The organism is Pandoraea cepalis (assembly GCF_902459665.1).
GTDB lineage: Bacteria > Pseudomonadota > Gammaproteobacteria > Burkholderiales > Burkholderiaceae > Pandoraea > Pandoraea cepalis.
On sequence record NZ_CABPSL010000026.1, the window covers coordinates 32,994 to 59,121 of the forward strand.

Here is a 26,128-nt window from a genome sequence, read left to right on the forward strand (position 1 = left end):
GCTTCGAGCATAGGCAGCCGATCTCGGTCGGCCTTGATACGGGTCAACGAGGGGCGAAGCCGCAGCAGGCTCCGGGCCACGGATCGCACCATTCGCGCGGTCAGTGTCGATCAGCAAAAGCATGCCGGGCGCCCTGCCGACGCCGGCAACACCGAAAGCACCTCGTCCGCACCCGGCTCAGGCCGGAAAATCGTCACGCCTTTGAGTCCGAATTGCCACGCACGATAGAGCAGATCTCCGACCCGCTCGCGCGACACCCCGCTGGGGACCAGCACCGTCTTCGAGATGCCGGCATCGATGAACGGTTGTATTGCCGCGACCATGCGCAGGTGATCGTCGCCGCTCACCTGACTGGCCGTGACGAAGTAGTCCGGCAATGCCGCCTGCTCGCCACACAAGGCACGGAAGCGTCGGTAGGCGTGATTCTCGATACGGTACGCGCGCGGTGCCTGATGCCGTAAGCGCAACTGACGCTGATACGCCAAGGCGAAGGCCGGCTCGATACCGCTTGAGCAGTTTCCGCCGAACGCCAGACTGACGCTGCCTGTGGGGGCTATCGACAGCAGATGGCTATTGCGCAGCCCATAACGCGCAATATCGGCGCGCACGGCATCCGGCAACGCCGACGCAAAGCATCCCGTCGACAGGATGCGCTCGCCGCCGAACAGCGGATACGCCCCGCGCTCGCGCGCCAATGCCGCCGACGCCGCATAAGCGTTGTCGCGCAGGCATCGCCCGATGGCGCTGGCAAGGTCCCTGCCCTGCGGCGCGTCGTAACGCACACGCATCATCGTCAGCGCATCGGCCAGCCCCGTGACGCCCACGCCGATCCTTCGCTTGCTTCGAGCTTCGTGTCCATGCTCCGGCAACGGCCATCGCGTGACGTCGATGGCGTTATCGAGCATTCTGACCTGGACATGGACGAGCCGTGCCAGCCCCGCAAAGTCGAACGCCGGCATTCCCCCCACGCCGAACGGATGCCTGACTCGCCGCGACAGATCGATCGGACCGAGCACGCAACTCCCCCACGCCGGGAGCGGCTGTTCACCGCATGGATTCGTCGCGGCAATCGATTCGATGTCGGCAAGGTCATTGGATTCGCGGATCGTGTCGATGAACAGCAAGCCCGGCTCGGCGCTTCCGTGCGCCGCGTCGACGATCCGCGCCCACAATTGCCGTGCGGGGACCCTGGCGTAGCACCAGTTGCCGTTATCGAGCAAATGCGCGCCCGCCGCCAGTCGTTGCCGATTGGGGGCCGCACGATGCTGAAGCCGCCACTCGGTATCGTGGGCAACGGCGTGCATGAACTCGGCAGTCGCCGCCACCGACACATTCAATGTCGCCCAGCGCCGGCGTCCGCGCTTGGCATTGATGAATTCGTCCAGATCGGGGTGATCGCAGCGCAACACCGCCATCTGCGCGCCGCCGCGCGTATCGGTCAAGGCCAACGATTGGCAAGCCAGATCGAACCGATCGATAACGTCGCAAACATCGCCCGTGCCATGATCCGACGCGCACACCAGTGCGTCGGCCGGCGCCACTGACGAGAAGTCGTACCCGACACCACCGCCCATGCGCAGGGTCGTCGTGGCCTGCGCGAGCGCACGCGCGATGTCGGTCTGACGCGCCACGGGCACGTCCGGACCGACGATCGGGTGCACGAAGCAGTTCACCATCGTGGCGTGTTTGCCGGTGCCCGCGTTGGCCATGATCCGGCCCGCGCCGATCGCGCCCCGCAGCATGTTGCCGTAGAACTGCCGTGCCGCATCGCGACGTCGATCCGGTGGCTCGGCCTCGGCCAGCGCACGCGCTACCCGTCGGAAGACATCGTCGCGCGTCGCCTCCCCCGGCGCAAGATAGCGATCCGCCAGCACCGCATCGCAGACCGTCGACGCCGAATCGTGAATGACCGGCATGGGGATGCGCCTGCGTCAGGATCGGTGCCAGCGTACGTGCAGTTCCGATTCGGCGTGCCGGTAGTCGAGATCCAGGCTTCCGCCATAGGCATGGTGAATCGCACTGCCGATATCGCGTGCAATATGCATGCCGGTCGTCGTGATCGCCGTACCGTCGTCGCCCGACGTGATCGCCATCACGCGCTCCATCGGATGTTCTCGATGCAGCCGCTGCGCGCGATGATTCACCAGACCGAGAATTTCCTGTCGATGTGCAGCCTCGAAGGTGCCGTCCAGTACCAGACGGGCTGCGGGCACGCCGTCGGCGCTGCGATGACAGGCCGAGCAAGTGACGGTGGCCGCGTCGGGCGGCACGGCGCGCCATTGCCAATGACCGCGGAGGTAGACGGCGTGACACATCGGGCAAGCCGCGAGTGCGGGAGCGGCCGAAGGTTGCTTGTAACTGTCGGGTACATGCTTGTCCGGAAAGTGATCCCAACTCGTGGGCCGGACCATGGCAGACCTAGCTCTGACTTTCATGGTGTGACTCCTTGAAACGCTGGCGCAGGCTCGTGCCGAATGCGCGTCCGCCACAGACGCCACCGGGAGATGCCAAGCGGTCGACATCAACGCGACACGCCATGCTCGCCCGCCAGATATAGATACAGTAAGCGGTTGCGCGCGCGACAACTTGGCCTGGATCAAATGGCGCAGCATCTCTCGCGACGCCTCGTCATGCGAGCGCCGAGGCCCCTCTCCCATGGACCATCGGCGAGCGCGGCGAGATCCGCGCCCTCAATGCGGCAAGGTCGTCGGCTCGTATCGATTGCGCGGATTCCACAACATCCACCCGTCGGTCCCCGCGGCGTCGGCCGCATCGATTTGGGCACGAATCTCGGCGGCGCCGAAATTGCGACGATCGAAAGCGTAGTCCCGAAACGCTTGCAGCCAGGGGCGGAAACGCACGCCGGGCAATCCGGTGCGGCGCATCGCCTGCGCGAGAGAGCGCGACACGATCTCGCCCGGATGGTCGATCGGTGGATCGGATCCCGGGAGTCCCCGGGTGAATCCCGACGGGTAGAGCATGGGGGACACGTAATCGACCTGTTCGCCGAGGGTTTCGAGCTGCTGCCCAATCGCCGTGTCGTTGAGGTTCCAGCAGACGTAGCCGAAGATATCGACCGACAGGTAGACGTTGTAGCGCAGCAGGCGCTCGCGCGCGGCGCTCAGGAATCCGGTGATGGCGCCGACCCGGTGTTCGGCGGTGTTGGTCTCGTGAAATTGCAGCCCTGGCGCGTCCGGGAATCTCAGGTAGTCGAATTGGATCTCGTCGAACCCCATGCGCGCCGCCTCCTCGGCGACGTCAAGATTGTGCGTCCATGCGGCGGAAATCGTCGGATCGATCCATCGGAGCTGTTCGCGGTCACGCCACACGTTACCCTCGGCATCGCGCACCGCCCACTCCGGATGGGCCCGCGCCAAAGGATCGTCCTTGAATACCACGATGCGGGCAATAAGGTACAAGCCGCGATCATGCAGCGATTTCACCAGTGCCGGCAGATCTTTTACCCGTGGCGCGTTCGCGGGCACATGCGCCTGCGCACCGATGCCTTCCCGCGCAGGACTGCGATACGGCGTCATGCCGCGATCGCCTTTGACATCGATGACAAGCGCGTTAATGGCGGTACGTTCGGGCAACGTCAGCACGGCATCGAGCAATACACGGCTCGCGATGCCGTACACGGAGAGATACACGGCTTTGGGCCGGATGCGCGTCATGGGAACGGTCGTGCGACCTCCCCCGCGAAGCGAGGCTTGTACTCTCGCATACCCCGGCGCGCGCACCGAGACGGCCATCGGCGCCCCCGCCGCCGTGTCGGGAAGCACGAGCTCGCCATCGCGGTTGCTTATCCAGGCGCGGCCCCCGCTCACGAGCGTCGCGCCCGCAATCGGCTCGCGGGTCGCGACATCGACGACGGTCGCTGCCACGGTGTCTGCCGTGGCCGGCGCCACGGGTTGCAGGCACAGGAGCGAAAGGCTCCAGACGATCCATCGGCTAATCATGATGCGTTTGTGCATTGCGCAACATGCCGCGCAGGCACGTCATGTCGCAGTGCTGCGTCATGAGGTATCGCGGCAACGCCATGGCATTCGACTGCGGCGTGACGGGTTTGGCATCGAGAGAGAACCCATTCGTGTAGCTCTCGTCGCGAGCCATGGCCTCTAATTCAGTATCGTAAATGCCAAACGGCCACGCCAGTAGACGAACGGACCGATGCAGTTCGCCCTCGATCCGACCGCGGGAACGGCGAAGCTGATCGTGCACGAAGCGCCGGTAAGCCGCAGGCGCCAGCCGCGCGCGCTCCGTCTTGAAATCGGGATGCCATTCGGTGTGAGACTCGATGTCGAAAGTCCCCGATTGCGCAAGCGCGCGCAACTGATCCCACGTCATGGCATACGACGCATTGGAGATGGCCGACGGGTAAACGAATAGTGTGACGGGCACCGAGCGCCCCTTCAACATCGGCCACAGCACCTCGTAGACGGACCGGTGGCCATCGTCCACGCTCAGGACGAGTGCGCGCGGCGGCAGGTTGTCCCGCCTGCCAGCATGCCAGGCGATGACGTCGGCCAGCGGTACCACCCGATAGCCGTTCTCCTCGAAAAAGCGCAGTTGCGACTCGAAGGTCTCCGTGCGCACCGTGGTCGAATCGGTGACGCGCTCCGCGAAGCGGTGATAGACGAGAATCAGGACGTCATGTTGCGCGGGGGCGGCATTCGTGATGCCAGCACACGTCAAGCCCATCAGCCCGCCGGCCAGAAGGGCAAGCGCGCGGCGGCGAGCGCCCCTGCGCACGCCGGTCACCTCGCGTGATCGATCGCGAAATGTTGCTCGTGGCGATGCTGACAAGCGGCACATCGCTTCGCCGTCGGATACGCCTTCAGCCGGGCATACGGAATACTCTGGCGGCAATCGATGCAGATGCCGTACTCGCCACGGCGTATGCGATCGCGTGCCGCTTCAATATCCGAGAGTTGTTGGCGAAAGCGATCGAGCATGGCATCTTGCACGCGTTCGGCGGCTTCCTCGTTCGCGAGGTCGGCGTCGTCGTGGGGCTCCGATGCCGAGCGTTCGCCGAGCGGCGATTCGGTGGTGGCCATCACGCTTTGAATGCGCTTTTCCTCCGTATCCATCAGCGTCTCCAACGCGCCAAGTCCCGGGTTTTTGAGGCTTTCCATCGTTGGTCTCCCATCAAAGGCGCAGGTCGGCATCCGACGGCGTACGCCGGCCTCGAGCGATCATGGGGGCCACCACCGCGCCCGCGACGGCCGCCAGCGCGGCGATGGATGCCGCGGCCGCTACGCTCTGCCAGGGATGGTCGTGCACGTAATGGTCAGTGGTTCGCGCCCATCCCGACACGCGCTGCTGGCTCGTTTTGCGCAGCGTATCGAGCTGTGAGCTCAGTTGCTGAAGCCTGGCAGTGAGTGCGGGACGCGCTTCATCGGACGCCGGATTGGCTTCGTCGGCAATATCACGCAGCAACGCCTTGATATCGGCAAGGAGGGCCTCGGCGTCGTTGACCAAGGTCTGACGGTGATTCATGAATTCAGTCCGAATGTCGTTCATTTCTCGCTCCCATCGAATTCGACAATGCGCCGCCGTTGTCGGCGCGGGCCAGGTTCACTATAGACATCTGCGCACGGCGTGCCATGACATGGCGCAAATCGGCGTGATCTTCGTGTCTGGGGTTCAGGGGAGACGACCGCCGGCCACGCCTACATCGTCTTTTTGAGCATGGTGCGCAGCCGGGACAGCGGGCGGGTGTTGAGGACGTCGGCCGCCTCGAGCCAGCCGCGTCTGGCCTGCATGAGGCCCAACGCCAGATGGTTGAAGTCGGCCGTGCGGTGCGCGTCCGAGGCAATGCTCACCCGCACACCGCTCGACTTCGCCAGCCGGCAGCCGGCGTCCCACAGGTCCAGCCGGCGCGGCTGTGCGTTGGCTTCCACGAAAGCACCGCGCTCGGCAAGCGCCTGGAAAACGCGTGCGGCGTCGAACCGGCAAGCGTCGCGCTCGCCGATCAAACGAGCAAAGGGATGTGCGAGGATACTGAAGTGCGGGTGGTCGATCGCCCGCAACAGCCGCGCCGTCTGCTTGTCAGTGGGTAAATCGAAATGGCTGTGAACCGCGCCAACGACCAGGTCGAGCCGCCCCAGCACAGCGTCGGGAAGATCGAGCGATCCGTCTTCCAGGATATCGACCTCGACGCCCTTGAGAATCCCCGGCAATCCGCCCTTTGCATTCAGCGCGTCAATAGCGTCCGACTGCGCGGCGAGACGGCTGGCGCTCAGCCCATGCGTGATGCCCAGACGCGGCGAGTGATCCGTGATGGCCAGGTACTGAAGCCCTTGACGGCCGGCCGCTACGGCCATGGCTTCGAGGCTGTCGACACCGTCGCTTTCGTTCGTGTGGACGTGAAGATCGCCCCGGATCTCGCGGGCTTCGACAAGGCGCGGCAAGGTGCCATCGCGCGCCGCCTCCAGTTCCCCTGTGTCCTCTCGCAACTCCGGCGCAATCCATGGCAGATCGAGCGCTTCGTAGATCGACGCCTCGTCGCGGCCAGCGATTTTTCGCCCTTGCCGGAACACACCATATTCGTTCAGTTTCAGCCCGCGTGCCTGCGCCATCTTGCGAAGCGCCACGTTGTGCGCCTTCGAACCGGTCAGATAAACGAGCGCCGCGCCATAACTCGACGCGGCCACCACCCTTAGGTCGACCTGCATGTCGTTCATCAGCACCGTGCTTGCCCGCGTGCTTCCGGCGGAGATCACCGATCGCGTCTGATCGTAGGCAAGGAACGCGTGAATCACGGCTTGAGGCCGGCCAGACGCCACAGCGATGTCGAGGTCCCCCACCGTATCCCTGCCCCGCCGGTAGCTGCCCGCGACCGCCATCGCCTGCGCGGTGCCGGTCTCGCGGAGATACGCCATGAGGGGATCGACGGCGCGCATCGCGATATCGAGGCTGAAGCGGCGGTGCCGGTCGAGCCGCGCCTGCACGGCGTCAAGCAGGCGCTGTTCCGTGCGCGGTCCGAATCCGGGCAGCGTACCAATGCGGTGTTCACGGGCTGCGGCGGCCAGATCCTCCATCGTATGCACGTCCAGGTCGTGCTCCAGCCTGTGTACACGACGCGGCCCCAGGCCCGGCAGACTGAGCAGCGATTGAATCTGTCCAGGCGTTTCGCGGCGCAGGCGCGTCAGCAGTTCGCTTGCGCCGGTCTCGGCGATCTCGCGCATCTTTCCCGCGAGATCGGCGCCGATGCCCGGCAGTGTAGTGAGGTCGATGCCGCGCGCCAGCAGGACACCGACGTCTTCGGCCAGCGCGCCGATCGACCTGGCCGCATTTCGGTAGGCCCGAACCCTGAACGGATTCGCGTTTTCGACGTCGAGGAGGTCGGCGATTTCGTCAAAGATCGCAACGATCCGGTCGTTGGTCACGCCCGCGCGCGGTACTACGGTGGCGGTAGCTTCCTTCGCGATGATTTCAGGCTTTTCGGAGGGTTCTCTCACGCCTTGACTCCGGCAGACATGCGACGCGACACGCAGGACACCCGGTAGTGCGCAGGCGATGCGTGGACAATCAGCGCGAACGCAAGCAGGCGACGACCTCGTCATCGCTGACTTGGGGAAATTTCCGGTAGAAGGCACCCACCGCGCTGAAATCGGCCGGTGTCTCCAGACAGATTACTTCGTCGGCATAGGGCGCGATGTCGCGCAAGGCATCTGGCGGGGCCACCGGCACCGCGCATATCAGTCGTGCCGGCCCAAGCTGTCGTACCGAATGCAACGCCGCGATGATCGATGCCCCCGTGGCGATGCCATCGTCCACGACAATCGCCAACCGGCCGTCGGCGCTCGTCCGCTGTCTTCCCGGCGTAAAGCGGGCCCGGCGACGCCGGAGGGTGTCGAGTTGCACCATTCGTTCGTGTTCGACATAGGCACTCTCGCCGCCCGCCAGCTTCGCGTATGGCGTCAGGTAGGTCCAGCCGCTCTCGTCCACGGCGCCGACCGCCAGTTCGGGATTGCCGGGGGCGCCCAACTTCCTCACCAGCACAATGTCCAGATCGCCGCCGAGGGCATCGGCCACGATGGCCCCAATCGGAACCCCACCGCGTGGCACGGCCAGGATCAACGGGTGCTTGCCCGAGTACGCGTTGAGGGCCTTGGCTAGCTGGCGTGCGGCATCGGCCCTGTCGATAAATGGCATTGACGTTCTCCTCGAACGGCGGCTGAGCGCCCCCATAAGATCATCCTAGTCATCGGGGGAGGCGCCGGTTTAGCCAAGGTCAAGCATTCCCGTCAGGCGTTCGCACGAAACGGTCTGCGTAAGGATTGCCTGACACGGGGCGTGCGTCTGCCTACAGAGATCTCAGCCGCACCTGCTTCCCCCCGGACGCGGCCGTCGCGATACTTGGTTTCAAGCCCCTACCCCAAAGACAAAACAAGCCACTTGAGGGCCACGCCAGACAGTGCGCGAGCGCGGGTAGGCACATGCAGGAAGACAACCGGAACATTGGGCGCATGAACGCGCGCAATCGGTGCATGCAGGCCAATGGCTGGCCGGGAGATGGCGATGTACGAATCACATTTTTTGGCAGACGCCGAGCGTCGCTTCGGTGCCGTCGATGCGTTTTCAACGGTTAGTGACGGCATGTCGAGCGAGCTGATCTCGCATCCCCCCGCCCAATGCGGCACGTGCGTATTGCGACACCTTTGTTTTGCGTCGAAGCTGAACGACCACGATGCAGCACGCCTGAAATCTGTCGTGCGTACCTGGCGGATGGTCCGGCAGGGGCATGCGCTTTACCGGACCGGCGATTCGTTCCACAGTCTCTACGCGGTCCGCTCGGGTTCGTTCAAGACCGTGGCGCAGCATTCGCTGGGGCGCCAATACGTGTCGGGATTTCATCTTCCCGGCGAACTGCTCGGCCTGGACGGCATCGTCGCCGAGTCACACCCCTGCGATGCCTTCGCCCTGGAAGATAGCGCCGTCTGTGTGATCCCATTCCAGCCCCTGGAGGTGCTGTGCCGCGCATTGACGCCGCTCCAACAGCATATTCACCGGCTCATGAGCGCCGAGATCGTCCGAGAGACGGCACAAATGGTGTTATTGGGCAGCATGAGTGCCGATCAGCGGGTCGCGACCTTCCTTCTGAATCTTTCGAACCGCTTCGAGCAGCGGGGGTACTCGCCGCGCGAGTTCACACTGCGCATGACGCGCGAAGACATCGGAAGCCATCTCGGCATGAAGCTCGAGACGGTCAGCCGGTCGCTATCGCGGTTTCAGCGCGGTGGGTTGATTCTCGTTGCGGGAAAGCGGATTACGCTTCTGGACCGCGAAGCGCTTGGCGCGTGCTGACGGCGCCGACATGACGGCCGCCGAACGTCCGACGCCTCGCCACGCGAGACCGATCACGTAGATCGTCAGAGGTTATCGCCCTCGTCGAAGAGATGATGGCGAAGCGCGTAGCGCACCAGTTGCATCTCATTGAGCATCTGCATTTTCTCCATGAGACGCATCTTGTAGGTGCTGACGGTCTTGGGGCTGACACACAGCGCATTGGCGATGGTGGTGAGCGGTTCGCCACGCACCAGGCGACGATAGACTTCCAGTTCGCGATTGGACAGGCGCCGATGCGGCACGTCGTCGCCATTTCCCTGGAAGATCGACGCCAACTTGCCCGCGATCGACTGGCTGACATAGGTGCCACCCACGGCCACATGATTGATGGCCGTGACCAGTTCGTCTGCTGCGCTTTCCTTGGTCAGGTATCCCGCTGCCCCCGCCTGGAAAGCACGCACGATGTACTGCTCCTCCGAGTGCATGGTAAGCACCAGTATGCGCAACGCCGGATGGGAATCCAGTAACAGCCGAATCAGTTCCAATCCGCTTCTTCCCGGCATCGACAGATCGAGCAGCAACACGTTGGGAGAGCAATCATCGACCATCAAGGGGATCGCAGCGCCGTCCGCAGCTTCGCCGACGACGTCAAACATGCCCGCCCCCTCCAGGATATGTTTGAGTCCATCTCTCACTACGGCGTGATCGTCCGCGATCATGATACGCGTCATGCCTTGCCTCCGAATTTGGTGGCAACCGCTTGCCTGAGAGGCTGCCCGGCAGAGCCTTCGATTCGCGTACCCAGCGACACCGGCGAGGCGGTGGCACGTTGCGGATAAACCGCATCCGTCCGATCTTGAGCTATTCAGTGACCTATACCCCCCCAATATGGGGCGGCAATCACCGAGCGCAAACCACCGCTCGGGATTCGCTTTTGCAACGGTTTGCGAGCGCACTTCCGTCCCGCAGTTGTTCTTCTATTAACTAAAGCGCATTTCTCTCAGCTTTCAAGAGATATTACCGTCGAGGTGCGACCGACGTATCAGCCGAAAAGATGAGAGGAATCCCTCCAAACAAAAAATGGGAGGCACGATCCGGCGTTATGGCATCGGGTAAGTACCCCCATCGGGCAGTTCGTCCCGGTACGCGGGAGAATCGCAGCGGGATGCCGTTTTTTGGGGTGCTTGCGGCGTCGATGCGGTCCCGCGCAACGTATTCAAGACGCTGCATCGTGACGAATTGACTTGGGTCATGGCGCCTCTCGTGCACAGGCTTATAAATGGCGAATACAGACACGGTCGTCAATCCCTCCAGATCGTGCCAGCGATCCCAAGTGCTTAAGAGGTACTCATGTCTACGCAGCGACAACATTACAAGGCATTCCTTATCGAGGCTCACGCGCAGCTTGTCGGTTGCGGCGGATATGCCATACCGAGCCAGGACCGGCGCTATTTGCCTGTGGCGATCGTGCGCGGCGCAACGGCAAAGCACGACGGCCCTCTGTCGGATGACGCGCCGACCGAAGGCGTTGTGATACAGATCACATTGAACGAGCGGTTGGACGCAGACCCCTATCGCGCGCTCCGATGCGCGATCGATTATGCGTGTCAGGTGATCGACGGGCTGCGGTCGCCCGAATTTGAAGATATGCCGCGCGGCGTCGCGTTCATCCCGCTTCCGCAAACGCTGCACTAGTCCGCCTCGCGAGGGTACCTGAGCGGCACCCTCACATGCCGCCTGTGCGGCTTACTGAATGGTCAACTCCCGCTGGCCGGCATCGGCCCGCTTTGGCAGCACCAGTTCCAGCACTCCGTCGCGATAGTTCGCGACGGCCTTGTCCCGGTCCACTGCCTGTGACAACGAGAAGCTGCGATACATATCGCCTTCATACCGTTCCCGATGCACGAAGTTGCCCTTGTCCTTCGTTTCCGTGGTGTTGCTGAGGTGCGCGCTGATGGACACCTGGTTGCCGTCGAGCGCGACCTTGATGTTTTCCTTGCTCACACCAGGTATATCGGCGCGTACGGTAAATTGCTTGTCGTCCTCTTCGACATCGAGCTTGATTTGCATACGCTTCGAACTCTCCAGCGCAAGCGGACGCCAGAACGCGTTACGAATGAGGTTCTCGAACGGCTCGTCGAGACTCAGAGGATCGAATCGGGTGAGGTTTGCCATGACTGACTCCGTGGGATAAGGGGCGCGGTGCGCCCAGGGGGCTGCGATCCATGTCGCACGTTGTCTAATCTAGATCGCGAGCGCGCCGACGAATTGACTGACATCAAGAGAAACCTTGGCGTCGATCATGAAATCGACGGCACGAAGGCATAACCGAGCCAGAGGGCAGCAATCACCAGCACGATGCCGGGAACGACGAGCTTCGCGAAACGTGGCCCCCCGGATACGAACGCGGCAATCCCCTTGACCATGGCGTTTGTCGAGGCCCCGGCCAGTATCGGAAGGCCAACGTCCGTGACGCTGAGCCGGCCCTGTTCGGCCAGCGCGGCCGCACTGGCCGCGATGGAATGCGCGTCCGCCAAGCCGCCCACCAAGGCGACCGCCAGCAAGCCCGATTTCCCGAACCAATGCGAGAGTGCCCCCGAAGCGAACATGGCGACGGACACACTCAGGGTCAGCACCAACGCGGACTTCAAATCGATGGCGGTTCCAATGTGGACCATTGGCGGCGTGGCGCACCGGTTCGCGCGCCAAAGCGCCCAAAGTCCGTACGACAGCGCGGCAACGGCGCCGGCGCCGAGCGGCAACGCAAGATGGAGCAACACAGTCGGGAAGACCGTGCCAATCACAATGGCCAACTGCACCATGGTCGAGACGCTGGAGAGCGCGGCGCCCGCGACGGCGGGCAGCAACAAGGCCGGGTTTTGCCTGGCCTGCAGGCCCATCGCGCTGATCGTGGCGATGCTCGACGCGAACCCGGAAGCGAACCCCGTGACCGGCAATCCCGCGTTCGGCCCAAGCGCGCGTTGGGCAAAATGACCGATCACGGCAATGGAGAGCATGACGACGGTGAAGCGCCATATCGTGGACGGATTGACCGAGTCGAAGACATCGATAGGCCGATTCGGCAGGATAGGCAGAATCACGAGGGCAGCCACCGCGAGCAGAAGCACGTCCTGCAACTCGGCTTCCGTCACGACGCGCGTCACGAGCCGATGCAAGTGAAAGCGCACCTGCATCACGCTCGCGACGGCCACGGCGATGGCGATCGTCAAGGCGGGGTGGCGTTGCGCCATCGCACCGAGCAGCAACGTCAGGATCAGCGAGATCTCGGTCGTGATCCCTGGATCGTCGTGGGGACGTAGATAGGCGGCGATCAACACCGCGCTGAGCGCCAGCACCACCGCAGCCAGGAGCCAAACGCCCCCCAGTGCCAAGGCCGCTGCCCCCAGAACGGCTGTCAGCGCAAACGTCCGGATGCCTGCCGCCGACCGCTCGTGGGTCGCACCCTTGCGCCGCTCGCGTTCGGCACCGATGAGCACGCCAATCGCCAGCGCGGTTGCATACGGCAGAATTTCGAGCATGGATTCGGTCATCGCGCGCCCGTATATTTCGTTCTGTGCACGGTATAGCATAAGCGATGGGGCGCGTCGGCGCCGCGTCGTGGCGTGCGATGTTGATCGAACGCAATGGCGCTGCCCGTGTACCGTCTATGCTATTAACGATTCATCGATAAGGATCGCCCTGCCCGGCGACTTCGACCATGGAACCTGTCTCCCAACTGCTGTCGCCCCATGGCTTTCCCAAGCCGTTCCGGCGGATCCTCGTTGCCGTCGATCCGAGCGGCGCGTCGCTGAACGCCATCCCGTATGCCGCCCATTTCTGTTCGCCGGACACGCAAGCGCTGGTCTTGGGATTCTTCGAGGATCCCGAGGCGTACCTGACGCCTCACTCCCGTACGCCGGCCGATGTCAGCGCCGCGTTCGACGAACTCCGCCGCGACGAACTCGTGGCCCTGGAGGGCGCACAGGCGGTATTGCAACGTACTGGCGCACAGGTGCACAAGCGTCTGCTGGGGCCGGCGCTGGGCAATCGCGAAATCTCGGCGGGCATTGCCCGAGTGGCCGATGAATGGAATGCCGACCTGGTCGTCGTCGGCGCCGAACCCGCCGCCGGTATTGCCGCCCTGCTGGGCACCAGGGTCTCTGCCGAACTGGCCGAGCACACGCACCGCGCCATTCTCATGATTCCCAAAAAAGCGACCGAATCGTCGCTGCACCACGCGCGCCGGATCCTGTTTGCGGTCGACGGTAGCGAGGCATCGCTGCATGCCGTTCGCGTGGGGATGCAGGTGGCCCCGCCGCATTCGAGCCTGCTGGCTATTTATGTCGAGGACCGAGGGGTCGACGTGTCCGAATTGGAGGAATCCCTTCTCTCGTCGGCGCCCAACGTTCCCCGCGCTGCAAACGCGCTCAAACAAGCCTCGGCGATCATGACCGAACTGGGTGCCAAAGCCAACATCGAGAGCCGCGTGTCGCACACGCGCCTGACGGAAGACGTGGCCACCGCCCTACTCCGGGAAGCGCAGGAATGGGACGCGGACCTCGTCGTCGTGGGCGCGCAGGATCGTCACGGGTTGCGCTCATGGTTCAACGGTCATGAGAACGAGCGGGTTGCCCGCGCGATCGATCGCCCGTTGCTGGTCGTCAATCAGGCGGGCTGACGCGTCGGGGACGAGACCCGCGTGCGCCCCGGGGCCTGATGGCACCGCCGCACGCCGCAGACGCGCTATGGCGCGGGCGACTTGATGATGAGCACTGGCCGGTCGGCACGCTGCAGCATGCGGTTGGCCTCGCTACCGAGCGTGAGGCGCGCGAGGCCGCGGCGGCCGTGCGAGCCGGTGACCACGAGATCGGCGCCCACGCGCCGAACCTCCGTCAGCAACCGATCGGCGATGTGCATATGGCTGTCCATCAACGGTAGCGTCGCGAAATCGGCTGCAACGCCCTCGCGCGCCAGAATGTCCAATGCCGCTTCCCGAACGGCCAGCGTCTCGGCATTGAGCGCGTTCTGCATGTCGGCCACCGACGGCAACGCTGCCGCCATCAAGGGGAAGTAGAGTGCCGGGTCGACTTCGACGTAAGCGACGCGAAGGCTCGCCCCGAGCGCCTTGGCGAGCCTCGCGGCGTGGATCAGCGCAGTTTCCGAGGGCGGACTGGCATCGAAAGCCACCAGTATGTTGCGGTACATGATTTCTTCCCCTTGTTTTGCATTCCCTCAACCACCGACGCCACGGCCACTCGCGCTATTCGCAGCGACGTTTCGATGGAACGGTAACGATATCGGCATGACCAAACCCGCGGCTGTAGTCGAGCACCTGAAGCGCCCAGCATTCAAGCTTCACAATGGTGGAGCGGCTCGAACCGTGTTCGGGAACGCGTGTCCACGCGTCTGGAAAACGCTCATCGAGCAGTCGCATCGCCAGTACACGCTCGGACGATTCGTCCGGCAAAATTTCGGCAAAGGCGTGGCCCGATAGCGCCTTGATGTCCGGCCATCCGACATAGGGCTTGTAAAGACAGAACGAGACCTGCGCGGCGCGCTCGATATTCGCCATCTTGCGGCTATCGCGTCCGGTGGCGAAATAGATGTCGAGTCCGTGATGGACGAAACAAACGACATCGGACTGCGTGTTCCCGTCCGCCATGAGCGTCGCGAGCGACAACTCCCGGCACGAATCCAGCACGTCCAGAATGACGGCCTCCAGGTCTGCGTTCATGAGGCTTCTCCTGCGTCTATCGCGTCCGCGTTGCGAGTGCCGCCCCGTGGGCATCACCCGGCGCGCTTACTCAACCGTTAGCCGATCCACGACGGCACATACGCCATGCGTGGTCATGGCCGCGCCCCGGATGGCTTCCTTTTCCGCCAGCGAATGGACCGTGCCGGTCAGCAGCACCTCGCCATTGCCCAGAACGGATATGTCTAGGTGGCGCGCCTCGCGCTGCGCCTGACGTGCCAGCGCGGCGGCGATATGCCCGACAATCTCCGTCCGATGGGGCCCACTGAGCACCTTGATGTCGTTGATGACGCCCTTCACGCCTCGCAACGTACGAACGGCACTCTCGGCCAACACGCGCTGCGTGTAGGTTTCGACGTCGCCCGCCAGGGACACCCAGCCGTTCTCGACCTTGACGTGCATGCCATCGTCCGGCAGGCCGGCGTGCCACTTCAGCACGGCAAGCGCGGCTCTTGCGATATCGGCATCGGTATGACGATCCTTCGACATGGGCACGACTTCCAGTCCAATCACAATCGCGCGCGCCCCCGCGACCTTCGCCGCGACGCGCTCGGCCTCGCACTTTTCAAAGAAACTCGCGACCTCGCCCGAGAGCGTGACAATGCCGTCGCGCACCTCGACGCCAATCTCGCTGGCGTGAACGTTAGTGTCGCGCGCGAGCTCGTCCATCACGTCGCGTTGCAGTTGAGTATCTGTCTTCATGGGGTACTCCGTGCCACAGAATAGGGATGGCGCCATCGCCAATGTCGCTGACAGTTGCGGGTATCGCGCCGTGTTCTTCCACCTTAGCGCCTCAGCAGGCGCATTGCCGGCTTCTCTCGGCAGCGCTTGACCGACATCAACGTCACGCAGGGCGTCACCCACCGCACGCAAGCCGCGCGAGCTTGATTCGCATCAACCCGATGGCGGGAATCTCGCCGCCGAGCGGGCTGTCCGCGCTATAACAAAACATGCCTGCGTGGTAATCCGACTTGTCGCAGGCGAATGCGCGGGTCACCCATGCGAGGAGGAGCGAAATGAGCTTACGGAGAATTTGTGTCCATATAGACGACACCGCGACGAGTGCGGCACGGCTGCGCTTCAGCGGGCTGCTTGCCCGTCACCATGACGCCAGTCTCGCAGGAATCTACGTGCCCCACCGCCCGGGCGCGGTGCATTCAGGACAACGCGAATCGTCTGGAGACCACTACCGGACGGAGGGGCGTGCTCAGACGGCGTTGCACGCGGCCGAAAAGTTGTTCCAGGAGGTTTGTGCCGAACACGATATCGCCGGAGACTGGCATGCGCCGTTCGGCGCGCCGACGACCATCCTGTCGAACTTTGCCAAAGGCACCGACCTTTGCATCGTCGGTCAACCCGATGCGCCGGGTGGGGTCGCCGCCCTCGGTGTGGACGGCATCGGCGACGTCGTCGTCTCGGCGGGCGTACCGGTGCTGGGACTCCCGCACAACGTGACCCTACCGCAGGAAATCCGGCGCATCGTGATCGCCTGGAATGGCTCGCGTGAAGCCAGACGTGCGATCGGCGACGCCTGGCAACTGCTCGGGCGCGCGCAGGACATCTTCGTCGTCGGGATCAACCGCTCCCCGGCGGGCGACGATCCGTCACTCAACGAGATCGTGCACCTGCTGGAGAAACACGGATTGCGCGCGAAGCCGGTGTCGATCCGACAGGACACCGAAGCCAGCGATGGTGTTCAGTTGTTGGCCGTGACCGAGGAATACGAAGCGGACTTGCTGGTCATGGGCGCCTACGGACACGGTCCGACGCGTGAACTCGTGTTCGGTGGCGCAACACGCACGGTGCTCAAGCACATGTCCACGCCGGTGCTGCTGTCCCACTGACGTGATTCGGCACTGCAGTCGTCGGCGCGCCAGCGCTGTCGGCTGCGGTGATCTCCCGCCGACTACATCAGCAGCATCGCCACAGCCGCCGCGCCCATTACTCCGGTAGCCATCCAGCCCAAGGCAAGAATGGGCCAGCTCGCCGTGAATTGGCCCATCACCGATTTCCTCGAGGCGAGCAGTAGTACAACGACCATCAGCGGCACCGCCACGACACCATTGATGACGGCACTCCAGAACAACGCCTTCATCGGGCTGATCGGCGAATACTGGATGCCGGTGGCAGCGAGCATGCTGAGCGCGATAATGCCGTAGAAGCCGTGCGCCGCACTGGGCTTGCGCTCGAGCCCCTCCTTCCAGTGCATGGCTTCCGCCATCGCATAGGCACCGGACCCTGCCAGCACCGGCACCCCGATCAGACCCACGCTCACGATGCCGACACTGAACAGCGCATACGCCAGGTCGCCGGCCAGCGGCCGCAACGCACTGGCTGCCTGCGCCGCGGTGTCGACGCTCCGAATGCCGCTCGCGTGGAGCGTAACGGCAGTCGCCAGGATTACGAAATAGGCGGTGATGTCCGAGTAAAACATTCCTGTCCAGGTGTCCCATCCGATTCGCCGAAGCTCGCCGCTGGCAGCAACGGCGGCCACGTTGTCGTCCTTCAGCGGCAACGCCGTGGGGTCTCGTTCCATCTCCTCCACCTCCTCCGAGGTCTGCCAGAAGAAGAGATAGGGGCTGATGGTCGTGCCGAACACCCCGACAATGACGGCCGCGCTGGCCGAGTCGATGGTGAGATCGGGCCACAGCGTACGCATGGCCACTTGTCGCCACGGCACATGCACCGTCAGCAGGACGGCGGCGTAGGCGAGCAGCGACACGGTCAGCCATTTCAGGAAGACAACGTAGCGGTGGTAAGGCACGAAGACCTGCAGGAGCAGCGAGCCGAGCGCAAAGCCGATGGTCATCCAATGTCGATCGATGCCGCTGGTCAGCTCCGCCACTTCGCCCATCGCGGCCAGATCGGCCGCAATATTGAGCGTATTGGCAAAGAGGAGCAGGACGATCACGCCGCGCAGGACGATCGGCGGAAATGCCATCTCGATATTGGCGGCAAGCCCTTTGCCCGTGACGCGACCGATGCGCGCGCAGATCAACTGCATGGCCGCCATCAAGGGGAACGCGAGCGGCATGGTCCATAACATGTTAAGCCCATACTGCGCGCCCGCCTGGGTGTAGGTGACGACACCGCTCGGATCGTCGTCCGCGACGCCCGTGATCAGCCCAGGGCCCACGCGCCTGAGCGGATGCTCGCTCAGCCGTTTGCGCAGCCCCTGAAGCCACATCGATGACCGCTCACCCTGCGTTTCCAGCCCCATTCCCGCCCTCGCGACTCAAGACGTCTCGCGCGCCAGCCCTTGGCGCGCACTCGTGATTTCGGGCAACGTCACACTTACGAAGCCACCGATTCCAGGGCGCGCCTTGGCGCGTGGGCTTGCGAGGGGCCTCGGCCCACGCGCAGCAGGATCTGCGGATGGTCCCCGCTGCCTGTCATGGCACCGATGGCCGAGCGCAATGTCTCGACTTCGATCGGCTGGTTGAGGAACGACGCATCAAACCCCTGGGCCGTGAGCGTCAGTAACACCCGCTGCATGGCCTGCCCGGCCAACAACCAGTTTTCAGGGCCGTCCGAGCGCGTTGCCAGGCAGACGAGCAAGGGCGAACCCTCCACAAGACGGCGGTGGCTTGCCGCCAAACCGCCGCCGACGTCAAATGTACGCACGACGGTGGCCAGGATCGGAGAAGCGAAGTCGAGCAGGCTTGCCGCACTTGCCGAGTAGCTTGCCATGCCGTCATCGCGCCGCGCGGCATTGATCCACAATGCCAGTTCGCGGCGAAAGCGCGGATCTCCCAGTTGGATTCGATCCGCCTGATCGATCAGGTCGGCCAGTCGCAAGCGCTCTGCGTCGTTCGCTGTCGGGGCGAGTTGGGCGCCTTCCGCCTCGGCCGCCGCCTGTAGCGACGCGATCGTCGCTTGCGGCACCGGCGCCGGGTCGAAGGCTTGCCGATTGGTCACCCGATTCGGGATGGCGGCGAACAGCGTAGCGATCTGCCCGTCCACGAAGCCCTCGTCCGAGATTTGCACGCTGGCGAGTACGTCCGGCTCGGCGCTCGACGGCATGATGCGGATCACATACGGGCAGCGGAAGTGGCTGAGGGCGACGCGCAGATTGAACAAGGCCGCCCCGCAACTGATAGCCAACTCGCGGTCATAGGTGTCGCTGACCGGCAACGCCCGGGTGCGGTCGGCACACAACAGGACCGTGTCGTCGCTGATCACGAAGCGCCACGGCTGCGTGTTATGCGTGGAGGGCGCGAGGATGGCGTATTGCAGGCAGAATCTCAGCCGCTCGGCGGCCGTCGCAGTCCTGGCGAACGCCTGATCGTCGACGGTCCACGCCTGGAGTAAGTTGTCCTTGGATCGGGGCACGAAAACCTCCTTCGGTCTAGGGCGCGACAACACGGGTACCGCGACGTGACATCGGCCTGGCAGGCGCTTGGTGAGCGAGATTATTGCGCTTGTCGAGCGTTTCAAGCGTATTGATCGTATTGCCTGAAGTCTGATGCAACGGGCGCGCTTGCGCATTGACGAACGTCAATGGACAGCTGCGCCGCCCGCGAGGGGCCGCGGGCTTATCCGCGGAAAATGTCGAACGGTTCGATCCGCAATACTTTGCGAATGCCGATATAGCTGGAAATCGCCGCGATCAGCAACACCATCGTGAAGGAGAACGCGAGATTCCAGAACGTGGTGATGGCGGCGTAGTTTGGCAACGTGCGCTTGGCAAGGGTAATCACCAGCGTGACCAGGCCCACGCCGATGCCATAACCCGTCAACGCGGTAAATGCGGCCATGAACAGAATCATCTTCACCAGTTCGCTGCCTTTTGCGCCGATCGCTTTCAGCGCGCCGAATTTGTCCAGGTTTTCGAGCACGAACGAATAGAACGTCTGGCCCGAAATGGAGACCCCAACGATGAAACTGATGATGGTCATGAGCAGAATATTGGTGCCGATGCCCGTCTGGTAGGTATAGAAATTCGCAACGCGCTGATTGAACTCATTCTTGGTGAGCGCGATGTAACCGAGCTGCGCCACCTGTCGCTTGATGGCCGGAATCGCCGCCGGCGACTTCGGCCGCACCAGAATGTAAGAGAGGGTGAACCGTGTCCCCGGAATGTACTCGACGGCCCTGCTGTAGGTGGTATAGAGCGTTGGCACGCCGTTTAACCCGTTCGCGGACACATTCGCCAAGCCCACGACAACGCCGCGAAAGTCGTTGATTTCGAACGTGGTTCCGATCGTGGGATGCTCCAGCTTGGCGATTTCGGGATCGTCGACGACCAGAAACGCGTTGTCGGCATAGATGTCGAGGATGTCCCCCTTTTCCATATGCGGGCGGCCAAACAGACTCGCATCGTCGAGGCCGACCACGCTCACCGATTGGTAGACGCCGCTGGCCAGCCTGACCTGCGCGCCGCCGACATACAACGGCGCGGCATACTGGACACCGTCCATGCTCAGTACCGCGTCCAGCAGGAAATTGGGCAGCGGAAAGGCGGCGTTCGGTGTATTGACCGCGGGATCGATGACCCACATCTCGGCGCCGATATTCGTGATGATCGAATGGGCGCGGTTCAGGATGCCCGCAAACATCGCCGTCATCTGTGTCATCAGGAAGACCGCGAACACGATGCCGACCAGCAAGGCCGAGAACTTGGCCTTATCGTTGACGAGCAACCGGAAGCCGATGCGCATAATGCCGGTGGATTGCATGTTCACCCTCCCCGGGTATCGGAGGCGTCCATCATTGCTGCCCAATGAAGACGTCAACGAGAAGTCCCGGATAAATCCTCGGCAAGTCTGCCGTCTTGAACCTGAAAATGACGGGCAGGACACGCAGATCGACCTTTTCCCGGCGCTGGTTGGCCAACTCGATTTTGGGCGATATGAGCGGCTGTACCCGAACGAACTCCAGCGGCACCTTGAGATCGGTGCCTCGCACGGAGAGTTGCGCACGCATATGGCCGGCAGCCGGGAGCCGCGACACCAGGATTTCATCGATGTAACAACGTACCGCCAGATAGTCTTGGGGCCCGCCCATGACAATCAGGGGATCGAACCCGGCCGTGTACGTATCGTAGACGCCCTGCGAGGAGACATAGCTGCCCACGGTGGCGTTCAGTGCCAGCACCACGCCGTCCGCTTTGGCCGTGATCGCATATTTCTGCAATAGGGCGTTGGCCGCGCTATAGGCTTGGGACAGCGCGTCGTACTGGTGCGCCTGATTGTCCACGTCGTAGCGCCACGCGCCTGCGCGAGTCAGCGCATATTGGCTTTGTGCGACTTCCAGTGCTGCTCTCGCCTGACCGACCGCATCGCGGGCCGTGTCGAGCACGTCCTTGCTGATCGACCGGTTGTCCATCTCATAAGAGGCTCGCCGCTTGTCGTACTGATCCTGCGCTGCCGTCAGATTCGCGCGCGCCTGGTCGACTTGCGCCTTGGCAACGGCCAGGGTTTCCTTCCTTGGCTCAGCCTTCAGTTGGTCGAGTACGACACCTGCCGCGAGCATTTGAGCGTGCAACTGCTCCGTCGTCGCTCGCTGAACCGCATCGTCGATCCGCAACAACGTCGCGCCAGCGCGCACCGTGTCGCCTTCGTGCACGAGCACCTGCGTGATGACGCCCGAGACCTCCGGGTACAGGTTGATATTGGCGCCCCCGCCCTGCTCGCTTTCCACAATACCGGTCGCGTAGATCGCGGCCGGATACGGATTGCTCACCGGCGTGAAGACGGGCGCTTCCGGCTTACGCTCGATCGAGAAAACGTAAGCGCCCAGCACGGCGGCAAGAATGCCCGCGCCGGAGACAATGAAGAGCCATGGGTTTTTCACGAAGGCCCCCCAGTCGCCGAGACGATGCGTCCGTCCTCCATATGAATGATCCGGTCCGCGTATTCGTTGATGCGGGCGTCGTGCGTCACGATGACGATGCATCGGTTCCGGTCCAGGATCTTCTGCTTGACGAAAGCGATGATCATCCGGCCCGTATCGCCGTCCAGCGACGCCGTCGGCTCATCGAGCACCAGTATCTGAGGGGCGCCGATGATCGCCCGGGCAATCGCCACGCGTTGCTGCTCGCCGCCCGAGAGCTTGACGGGCACCACCTCGGTACGGTCTTTCAGTCCGACGATCGCAAGACTCTGGCGGGCCGCCTCGAGCGCATCGTTCCAGTTCTTGTGCTTGAGAATGAGCGGTATCGCCACATTTTCCGCGCTCGTCAGCCTCGGGAACAGGTGATAGTCCTGGAACACGAATCCGATCGTGTTCAGCCGAAAATCCGCCAGATCGTCTTTCGACAACGTCCAGATATCGCTGCCGCCCACCCACACGTGGCCGGCGTCGGGACGCAGGATGCCGGAGAGCAGGCTAAGAAGCGTGGTTTTCCCGCTTCCCGACGGTCCGACGATGAAGAGCATCTCGCCAAAATGGGCGACCAAGTCGACGGCATTGACGGCCGTCGTGCGGGCCGCCCCTTCCCCGAACCCTTTGGTAAGTCCGGTGGCGACGATGGCTTCGGTGGCAGGTGCGCCGGGCATATGGATGAGCTTCCACGGTGACGAGCGAGCGTAGCGTCAGGACGCCAGGGGGACTCGCGCGATCAACGACGACGCTCCGCCGCCGATCAGCCGCGCGCGGCGTTATGCGCCGACGCCGCCGGCCTTGCCCTCGGCGCGCTCTGATCGACCGGATCCGAGAGTGAGCCGAACGTGCTCATCGCCGTTTTGGTCAGTTCACCCCACGCCGTCCACCAATTGGCGGGGCTTTGCGTATCTATCGCTTCGCCCGCCGTCTCGGAGAACACCTGTTGCCATGCCTTCTGCGCGGCAGAGTACTGTTCGGCCCACACCGTCGGCCCTCGGGCACTCATTTTCACCAACCCTTGCCAGATCAGGTTCTGCATCGCCAACTGACGGTTCATGAAGGCGAGCTGGCTATTGAAGAGCGCACTGAAATCCGACGCACTTTCCAGTGCACTGGCGAACGCATTGTCGGCCTCGATCAGACCTTCGTCGGCCTTTAGCTGCATCTGCCGCAGACACTGCACGTTCTCGACCCAATTCCTGTGAGCATCGAGCGCCGCGAACACTTGCGCCTTGCACAGACTCAAGGGGGGAATCGGTGCCTTGGACATCGTAGCGTCTCCCGAATGGATTGCGGGTCACACAACGCGACCGCAACGCGCGAAAAAAAATCGCCCGCCGAAGCGGGCAGAAACCCAACTTGCCTGCGTTCGGAACGGGGCCGTATCCGAACGCAAGTGCCGGAGGTCCGGCAAGATCGGGTGTCGCTTGCGTCGGTTGTGTCGGAACCGGCGATGTCTCCACGATAGTCCGTTGCAGCGGCCCAGGCCTTGACATATCTCAACGTCGGCCGATGCGGTGTTCACAAGAAACACGCGGAGATGCACCATTTGATGCACGTCAACGTCTCACCGGACACCCGCCGCCTACCGCGCCTGCCGGCACTACGCTGGGAAGCTAAGGCACCGCCGATATCGGCCCTGAATCCGCGCTGACGGGACGCGCCTCCGTAGCGCTCTGCAAGGAATACGCACTGTGTCAGACGACATCGAGAAGTCACCGGAAGCTGAGGCCGTCGGTCGTCCCGACCTGCGAGGCTCGTCACCGGGAGAAGCCGATACCCACGCCGACCTTCCGTTCACGGGACGCCGGCTGCGCGCCCGCAGGGTACAAATCGACACGTTGCGCGAAGCCGTTGCTTACCTTCGGCGCGATAGCCTGATCTGCCGCTCAGAAGGTTTCGCGGCGCAGACGCGTCTGCAGCTTGAATACCGGACGGCAAGCGTCGTCGCAACCCTACAGACCGTGACGGGCGATTGGGTGGAACTCGACGAGATCGGTTTGAGCGAAGCGGCCCTGGCCGCGCTTGATGTGACCGAGGGCGAATGGGTGCGCGTGCGTCACATGCCGCCGATCGAGTCCTTTCGCCACGTGCGAGGCCGTATGTTCGGCGAAGCGTTTACGCCCGCAGCACTCGATGAGGTGATCGGCGATATTGCCGCCGGCCGCTATTCCTCCATCCATATCTCGGCATTTCTGACCGCATGCACGGGGAATCGGCTCGCGGACGACGAGATCATTTCCCTCACGCGCGCGATGGTGGCTACGGGCGAGACCCTGCATTGGCAGGCGGACTGCATCGTCGACAAGCACAGCATTGGTGGCCTGCCAGGCAATCGCACCACACCGATCGTGGTCGCTATCGTGTCGTCGCAAGGGCTGATTATGCCGAAGACGTCGTCTCGCGCGATCACGTCGCCTGCGGGGACCGCCGACGCCATGGAAACGCTGGCCCCGGTCGATCTGCGTGCCGACGAGATGCGCCGGGTCGTCGACGCCGTTGGGGGTTGTATCGTCTTTGGCGGCGCGGCGGGCCTCAGCCCGGCCGACGACATTCTGATTCAGGTGGAGCGCCCGCTCGATCTGGACAGCGAAGCGCAGATGATGGCCTCCATCCTGTCGAAGAAGCTCGCCGTCGGCGCTACGCACGTGCTGATCGACGTGCCGGTCGGCCTGACCGCCAAGATTCGATCTCAATACGCCAGCACCCTGTTTTCCGAACGGCTGCGCACGATTGGCCGGGCGCTCGGACTCGAAGTTTCGACCTATGTCTGTGCGGGCGCCCAACCGGTCGGACGCGGCATCGGCCCCAGTCTGGAGGCGCGCGACGTTTTGTCCGTGCTGCAAAATCGCAGCAACGCGCCGGTCGATCTCGCCGACAAGAGTGTTGACATCGCGGGCAGACTCCTGGAAATGGGCGGAAAGGCCCTGCCGGGCGAAGGCCAGGCATGTGCGCACCGCATTCTGTCCAGTGGGCTGGCGTGGCGGCAATTCCAGAGAATCTGCGAGGCCCAGGGCGGCATGCGCGAGCCATTGGTCGGGCGGCATAGCAAAGCCGTAACGGCCCGCCACAGTGGCGTGGTCACCGCCGTCGACAATCGCCATCTGGCGCGGGTGGCAAAGCTGGCGGGCGCACCGGCCGCGCCGAGGGCTGGGGTAGTCTTCGAAGCACCGATCGGAACCCATGTGGTTTCGAGACAGCCCCTGTTCACCATCTATGCGGAAAGCGAAGGAGAACTCGAGTACGCGTACGAGTATGCGTGCCGCTTTCCAGCCATCGTCGCTGTGGGGGAATCATGAAGGATGTCGTGGTCTATTCCATGCCCGGGGACGAATCCGTGGCCCGATCGCTCGCTCACGCCCTCGCTTGCCCTGTGCAGCGCCTGGATATTCATCGATTTCCCGATGGCGAACAACGAGTGGCGCTCGAAGGGCCGCTGAGCGGGAAGGCGGTCGTCGTGGTCTGCTCGCTCCACCGCCCCGATGCCAAGATACTGCCGCTGATCTTCGCGGCGGACACCGCGCGAGACCTCGGCGCGCGCAATGTCGTCCTTGTGGCGCCGTACTTGTGCTATCTGCGCCAGGACGCGCGCTTCCATCCGGGCGAATCCGTGTCCGCCTACAGCTTTGGCCGGCTGCTCAGTCCGCACATCGATGGCCTGGTGACGATTGAACCGCACTTGCACCGGCTGCCGTCGCTCTCGGCGGCCTATGCCGTTCCGGTGCGCTCTCCCCACGCCGTCGCCGCCACGGCCGCGTGGATCTCGGCGAACGTGCCAAATCCGCTCATCGTGGGGCCGGACGACGAAAGCGAAGCGTGGGTGGCACAGATCGGCGAGCGCATCGGCGCGCCGTCGGTCGTCGCGCACAAAACCCGGGAGGCCGACGCCAAGGTCAGTGTCCGGTTGCAGGTGCCAGCGACGTTTGCGAAACGCACGGCAGTGATCGTCGACGACATTCTGGCGAGCGGGCAAACGATGGTAGCCACCGTCAAGGCGCTGATTCGCGCCGGCTTCGGCAACCCGGTCTGCATTGCCGTTCATGGACTGTTCGACGGCATCAGCGTCGACGATCTCGTTGCCGCTGGCGCCAGCCGGGTCGTGACTGCCAACACGGTGCCGCACGCCTCTAACGCCATCGATGTGACGCCGGCGCTGGCCGAGGCGTTGCGCGACCTGCTCGATACACTTCCCAAAAAGCCATGACCGGCGGCGGCAGGCGGACGAGACATCCGCGCTGCCGCGCGCCGCGCGCCGCG

The 26,128-nt window shown here is 63.6% G+C and carries 26 protein-coding genes; 6 read left to right on the forward strand and 20 right to left on the reverse strand.

The window, feature by feature from the left end:
* Positions 1–110: 110 nt before the first annotated feature.
* The 8 genes from PCE31106_RS22210 to PCE31106_RS22245 form a co-directional block, all read right to left on the reverse strand.
* Positions 111–1,916: an adenosylcobalamin-dependent ribonucleoside-diphosphate reductase gene (locus tag PCE31106_RS22210; RefSeq protein ID WP_150564696.1), complete on the reverse strand. Its 1,806-nt coding sequence runs from the start codon at positions 1,914–1,916 to the stop codon at positions 111–113.
* 15 nt (positions 1,917–1,931) lie between these two features.
* Complete coding sequence (locus PCE31106_RS22215) at positions 1,932–2,435, reverse strand: BCAM0308 family protein (protein WP_174975373.1); 504 nt, start codon at positions 2,433–2,435, stop codon at positions 1,932–1,934.
* A gap of 255 nt (positions 2,436–2,690) precedes the next feature.
* Complete coding sequence (locus PCE31106_RS22220; protein ID WP_174975375.1) at positions 2,691–3,959, reverse strand: putative glycoside hydrolase; 1,269 nt, start codon at positions 3,957–3,959, stop codon at positions 2,691–2,693.
* The gene (locus tag PCE31106_RS22225) at positions 3,952–4,761 is read right to left on the reverse strand and encodes a polysaccharide deacetylase family protein (RefSeq protein ID WP_150564698.1); all 810 of its coding nucleotides are present in this window, start codon (positions 4,759–4,761) and stop codon (positions 3,952–3,954) included. Before PCE31106_RS22225 ends, PCE31106_RS22220 begins: the two co-directional genes overlap by 8 nt.
* Positions 4,758–5,135, reverse strand: a complete 378-nt coding sequence (locus tag PCE31106_RS22230; protein WP_150549863.1) for a TraR/DksA family transcriptional regulator — start codon at positions 5,133–5,135, stop codon at positions 4,758–4,760. Before PCE31106_RS22230 ends, PCE31106_RS22225 begins: the two co-directional genes overlap by 4 nt.
* A 13-nt stretch (positions 5,136–5,148) precedes the next feature.
* Positions 5,149–5,499 carry an ElaB/YgaM/YqjD family protein gene (locus tag PCE31106_RS22235; RefSeq protein ID WP_254441264.1) on the reverse strand — a complete coding sequence of 117 codons (351 nt, stop codon included), beginning with the start codon at positions 5,497–5,499 and terminating at the stop codon, positions 5,149–5,151.
* Between the two features lie 173 nt (positions 5,500–5,672).
* On the reverse strand, positions 5,673–7,463 hold the full coding sequence (polX, locus tag PCE31106_RS22240; protein ID WP_254441265.1) for a DNA polymerase/3'-5' exonuclease PolX: 1,791 nt from the start codon (positions 7,461–7,463) through the stop codon (positions 5,673–5,675).
* 70 nt (positions 7,464–7,533) lie between these two features.
* Positions 7,534–8,160: a phosphoribosyltransferase gene (locus tag PCE31106_RS22245; protein WP_150564700.1), complete on the reverse strand. Its 627-nt coding sequence runs from the start codon at positions 8,158–8,160 to the stop codon at positions 7,534–7,536.
* 366 nt (positions 8,161–8,526) lie between these two features.
* Here PCE31106_RS22245 and PCE31106_RS22250 point away from each other — a divergent pair, with 366 nt between their 5' ends.
* Positions 8,527–9,312 carry a helix-turn-helix domain-containing protein gene (locus tag PCE31106_RS22250; protein ID WP_150564720.1) on the forward strand — a complete coding sequence of 262 codons (786 nt, stop codon included), beginning with the start codon at positions 8,527–8,529 and terminating at the stop codon, positions 9,310–9,312.
* 65 nt (positions 9,313–9,377) lie between these two features.
* Here the strand turns inward: PCE31106_RS22250 and PCE31106_RS22255 are convergent, their stop codons facing one another.
* Positions 9,378–10,025: a response regulator gene (locus tag PCE31106_RS22255; protein WP_150549865.1), complete on the reverse strand. Its 648-nt coding sequence runs from the start codon at positions 10,023–10,025 to the stop codon at positions 9,378–9,380.
* A 619-nt stretch (positions 10,026–10,644) separates the two neighbouring features.
* Between PCE31106_RS22255 and PCE31106_RS22260 the strand changes: the two genes are divergently transcribed.
* Positions 10,645–10,989, forward strand: a complete 345-nt coding sequence (locus tag PCE31106_RS22260) for a hypothetical protein (protein WP_174975377.1) — start codon at positions 10,645–10,647, stop codon at positions 10,987–10,989.
* Positions 10,990–11,040: 51 nt separating this feature from the next.
* Here the strand turns inward: PCE31106_RS22260 and PCE31106_RS22265 are convergent, their stop codons facing one another.
* Both PCE31106_RS22265 and PCE31106_RS22270 read right to left on the reverse strand, forming a co-directional pair.
* A complete protein-coding gene (locus PCE31106_RS22265; RefSeq protein ID WP_150549867.1) occupies positions 11,041–11,469 on the reverse strand; it encodes an Hsp20/alpha crystallin family protein in 429 nt (142 codons plus the stop codon).
* Between the two features lie 125 nt (positions 11,470–11,594).
* Positions 11,595–12,845, reverse strand: coding sequence for an MgtC/SapB family protein (locus tag PCE31106_RS22270; protein ID WP_174975379.1), 1,251 nt, complete (start codon positions 12,843–12,845; stop codon positions 11,595–11,597).
* Between the two features lie 167 nt (positions 12,846–13,012).
* Between PCE31106_RS22270 and PCE31106_RS22275 the strand changes: the two genes are divergently transcribed.
* Positions 13,013–13,972 (forward strand): universal stress protein, encoded by a 960-nt coding sequence (locus PCE31106_RS22275; RefSeq protein WP_150564703.1) that lies wholly within the window; start codon positions 13,013–13,015, stop codon positions 13,970–13,972.
* Positions 13,973–14,037: 65 nt separating this feature from the next.
* Here the strand turns inward: PCE31106_RS22275 and PCE31106_RS22280 are convergent, their stop codons facing one another.
* From PCE31106_RS22280 to PCE31106_RS22290, 3 genes are all read right to left on the reverse strand, one after another.
* Positions 14,038–14,499, reverse strand: coding sequence for a universal stress protein (locus PCE31106_RS22280; RefSeq protein WP_150564704.1), 462 nt, complete (start codon positions 14,497–14,499; stop codon positions 14,038–14,040).
* 55 nt (positions 14,500–14,554) lie between these two features.
* Positions 14,555–15,028, reverse strand: coding sequence for a pyridoxamine 5'-phosphate oxidase family protein (locus tag PCE31106_RS22285; protein WP_017234449.1), 474 nt, complete (start codon positions 15,026–15,028; stop codon positions 14,555–14,557).
* A 66-nt stretch (positions 15,029–15,094) separates the two neighbouring features.
* Positions 15,095–15,748 (reverse strand): BON domain-containing protein, encoded by a 654-nt coding sequence (locus PCE31106_RS22290; RefSeq protein ID WP_174975381.1) that lies wholly within the window; start codon positions 15,746–15,748, stop codon positions 15,095–15,097.
* Positions 15,749–16,062: 314 nt separating this feature from the next.
* Here PCE31106_RS22290 and PCE31106_RS22295 point away from each other — a divergent pair, with 314 nt between their 5' ends.
* Complete coding sequence (locus PCE31106_RS22295; RefSeq protein ID WP_150564707.1) at positions 16,063–16,890, forward strand: universal stress protein; 828 nt, start codon at positions 16,063–16,065, stop codon at positions 16,888–16,890.
* A 62-nt stretch (positions 16,891–16,952) separates the two neighbouring features.
* On the opposite strand, the gene PCE31106_RS22300 is transcribed toward PCE31106_RS22295, so the two are convergent.
* The 6 genes from PCE31106_RS22300 to PCE31106_RS22325 form a co-directional block, all read right to left on the reverse strand.
* Entirely contained in the window at positions 16,953–18,266 is a 1,314-nt protein-coding gene (locus tag PCE31106_RS22300; protein WP_437343843.1) for an NRAMP family divalent metal transporter, read from the reverse strand.
* A 74-nt stretch (positions 18,267–18,340) separates the two neighbouring features.
* Positions 18,341–19,378: an Acg family FMN-binding oxidoreductase gene (locus tag PCE31106_RS22305; protein WP_150564708.1), complete on the reverse strand. Its 1,038-nt coding sequence runs from the start codon at positions 19,376–19,378 to the stop codon at positions 18,341–18,343.
* A gap of 203 nt (positions 19,379–19,581) precedes the next feature.
* Positions 19,582–20,724: an ABC transporter permease gene (locus tag PCE31106_RS22310; protein ID WP_150564709.1), complete on the reverse strand. Its 1,143-nt coding sequence runs from the start codon at positions 20,722–20,724 to the stop codon at positions 19,582–19,584.
* A 31-nt stretch (positions 20,725–20,755) separates the two neighbouring features.
* Positions 20,756–21,841 (reverse strand): HlyD family secretion protein, encoded by a 1,086-nt coding sequence (locus PCE31106_RS22315; protein WP_150564710.1) that lies wholly within the window; start codon positions 21,839–21,841, stop codon positions 20,756–20,758.
* Complete coding sequence (locus tag PCE31106_RS22320; protein ID WP_150564711.1) at positions 21,838–22,545, reverse strand: ABC transporter ATP-binding protein; 708 nt, start codon at positions 22,543–22,545, stop codon at positions 21,838–21,840. The genes PCE31106_RS22315 and PCE31106_RS22320 overlap by 4 nt, the downstream gene beginning before the upstream one ends.
* Positions 22,546–22,631: 86 nt before the next feature.
* Positions 22,632–23,141: a hypothetical protein gene (locus PCE31106_RS22325; protein ID WP_150564712.1), complete on the reverse strand. Its 510-nt coding sequence runs from the start codon at positions 23,139–23,141 to the stop codon at positions 22,632–22,634.
* Positions 23,142–23,565: 424 nt separating this feature from the next.
* On the opposite strand from PCE31106_RS22325, the gene PCE31106_RS22330 reads away from it, so the two are divergent.
* Positions 23,566–25,170: a thymidine phosphorylase family protein gene (locus tag PCE31106_RS22330; protein WP_150564713.1), complete on the forward strand. Its 1,605-nt coding sequence runs from the start codon at positions 23,566–23,568 to the stop codon at positions 25,168–25,170.
* A complete protein-coding gene (locus PCE31106_RS22335) occupies positions 25,167–26,075 on the forward strand; it encodes a ribose-phosphate diphosphokinase (protein ID WP_150564714.1) in 909 nt (302 codons plus the stop codon). Before PCE31106_RS22330 ends, PCE31106_RS22335 begins: the two co-directional genes overlap by 4 nt.
* The last annotated feature ends 53 nt before the right edge of the window (positions 26,076–26,128 follow it).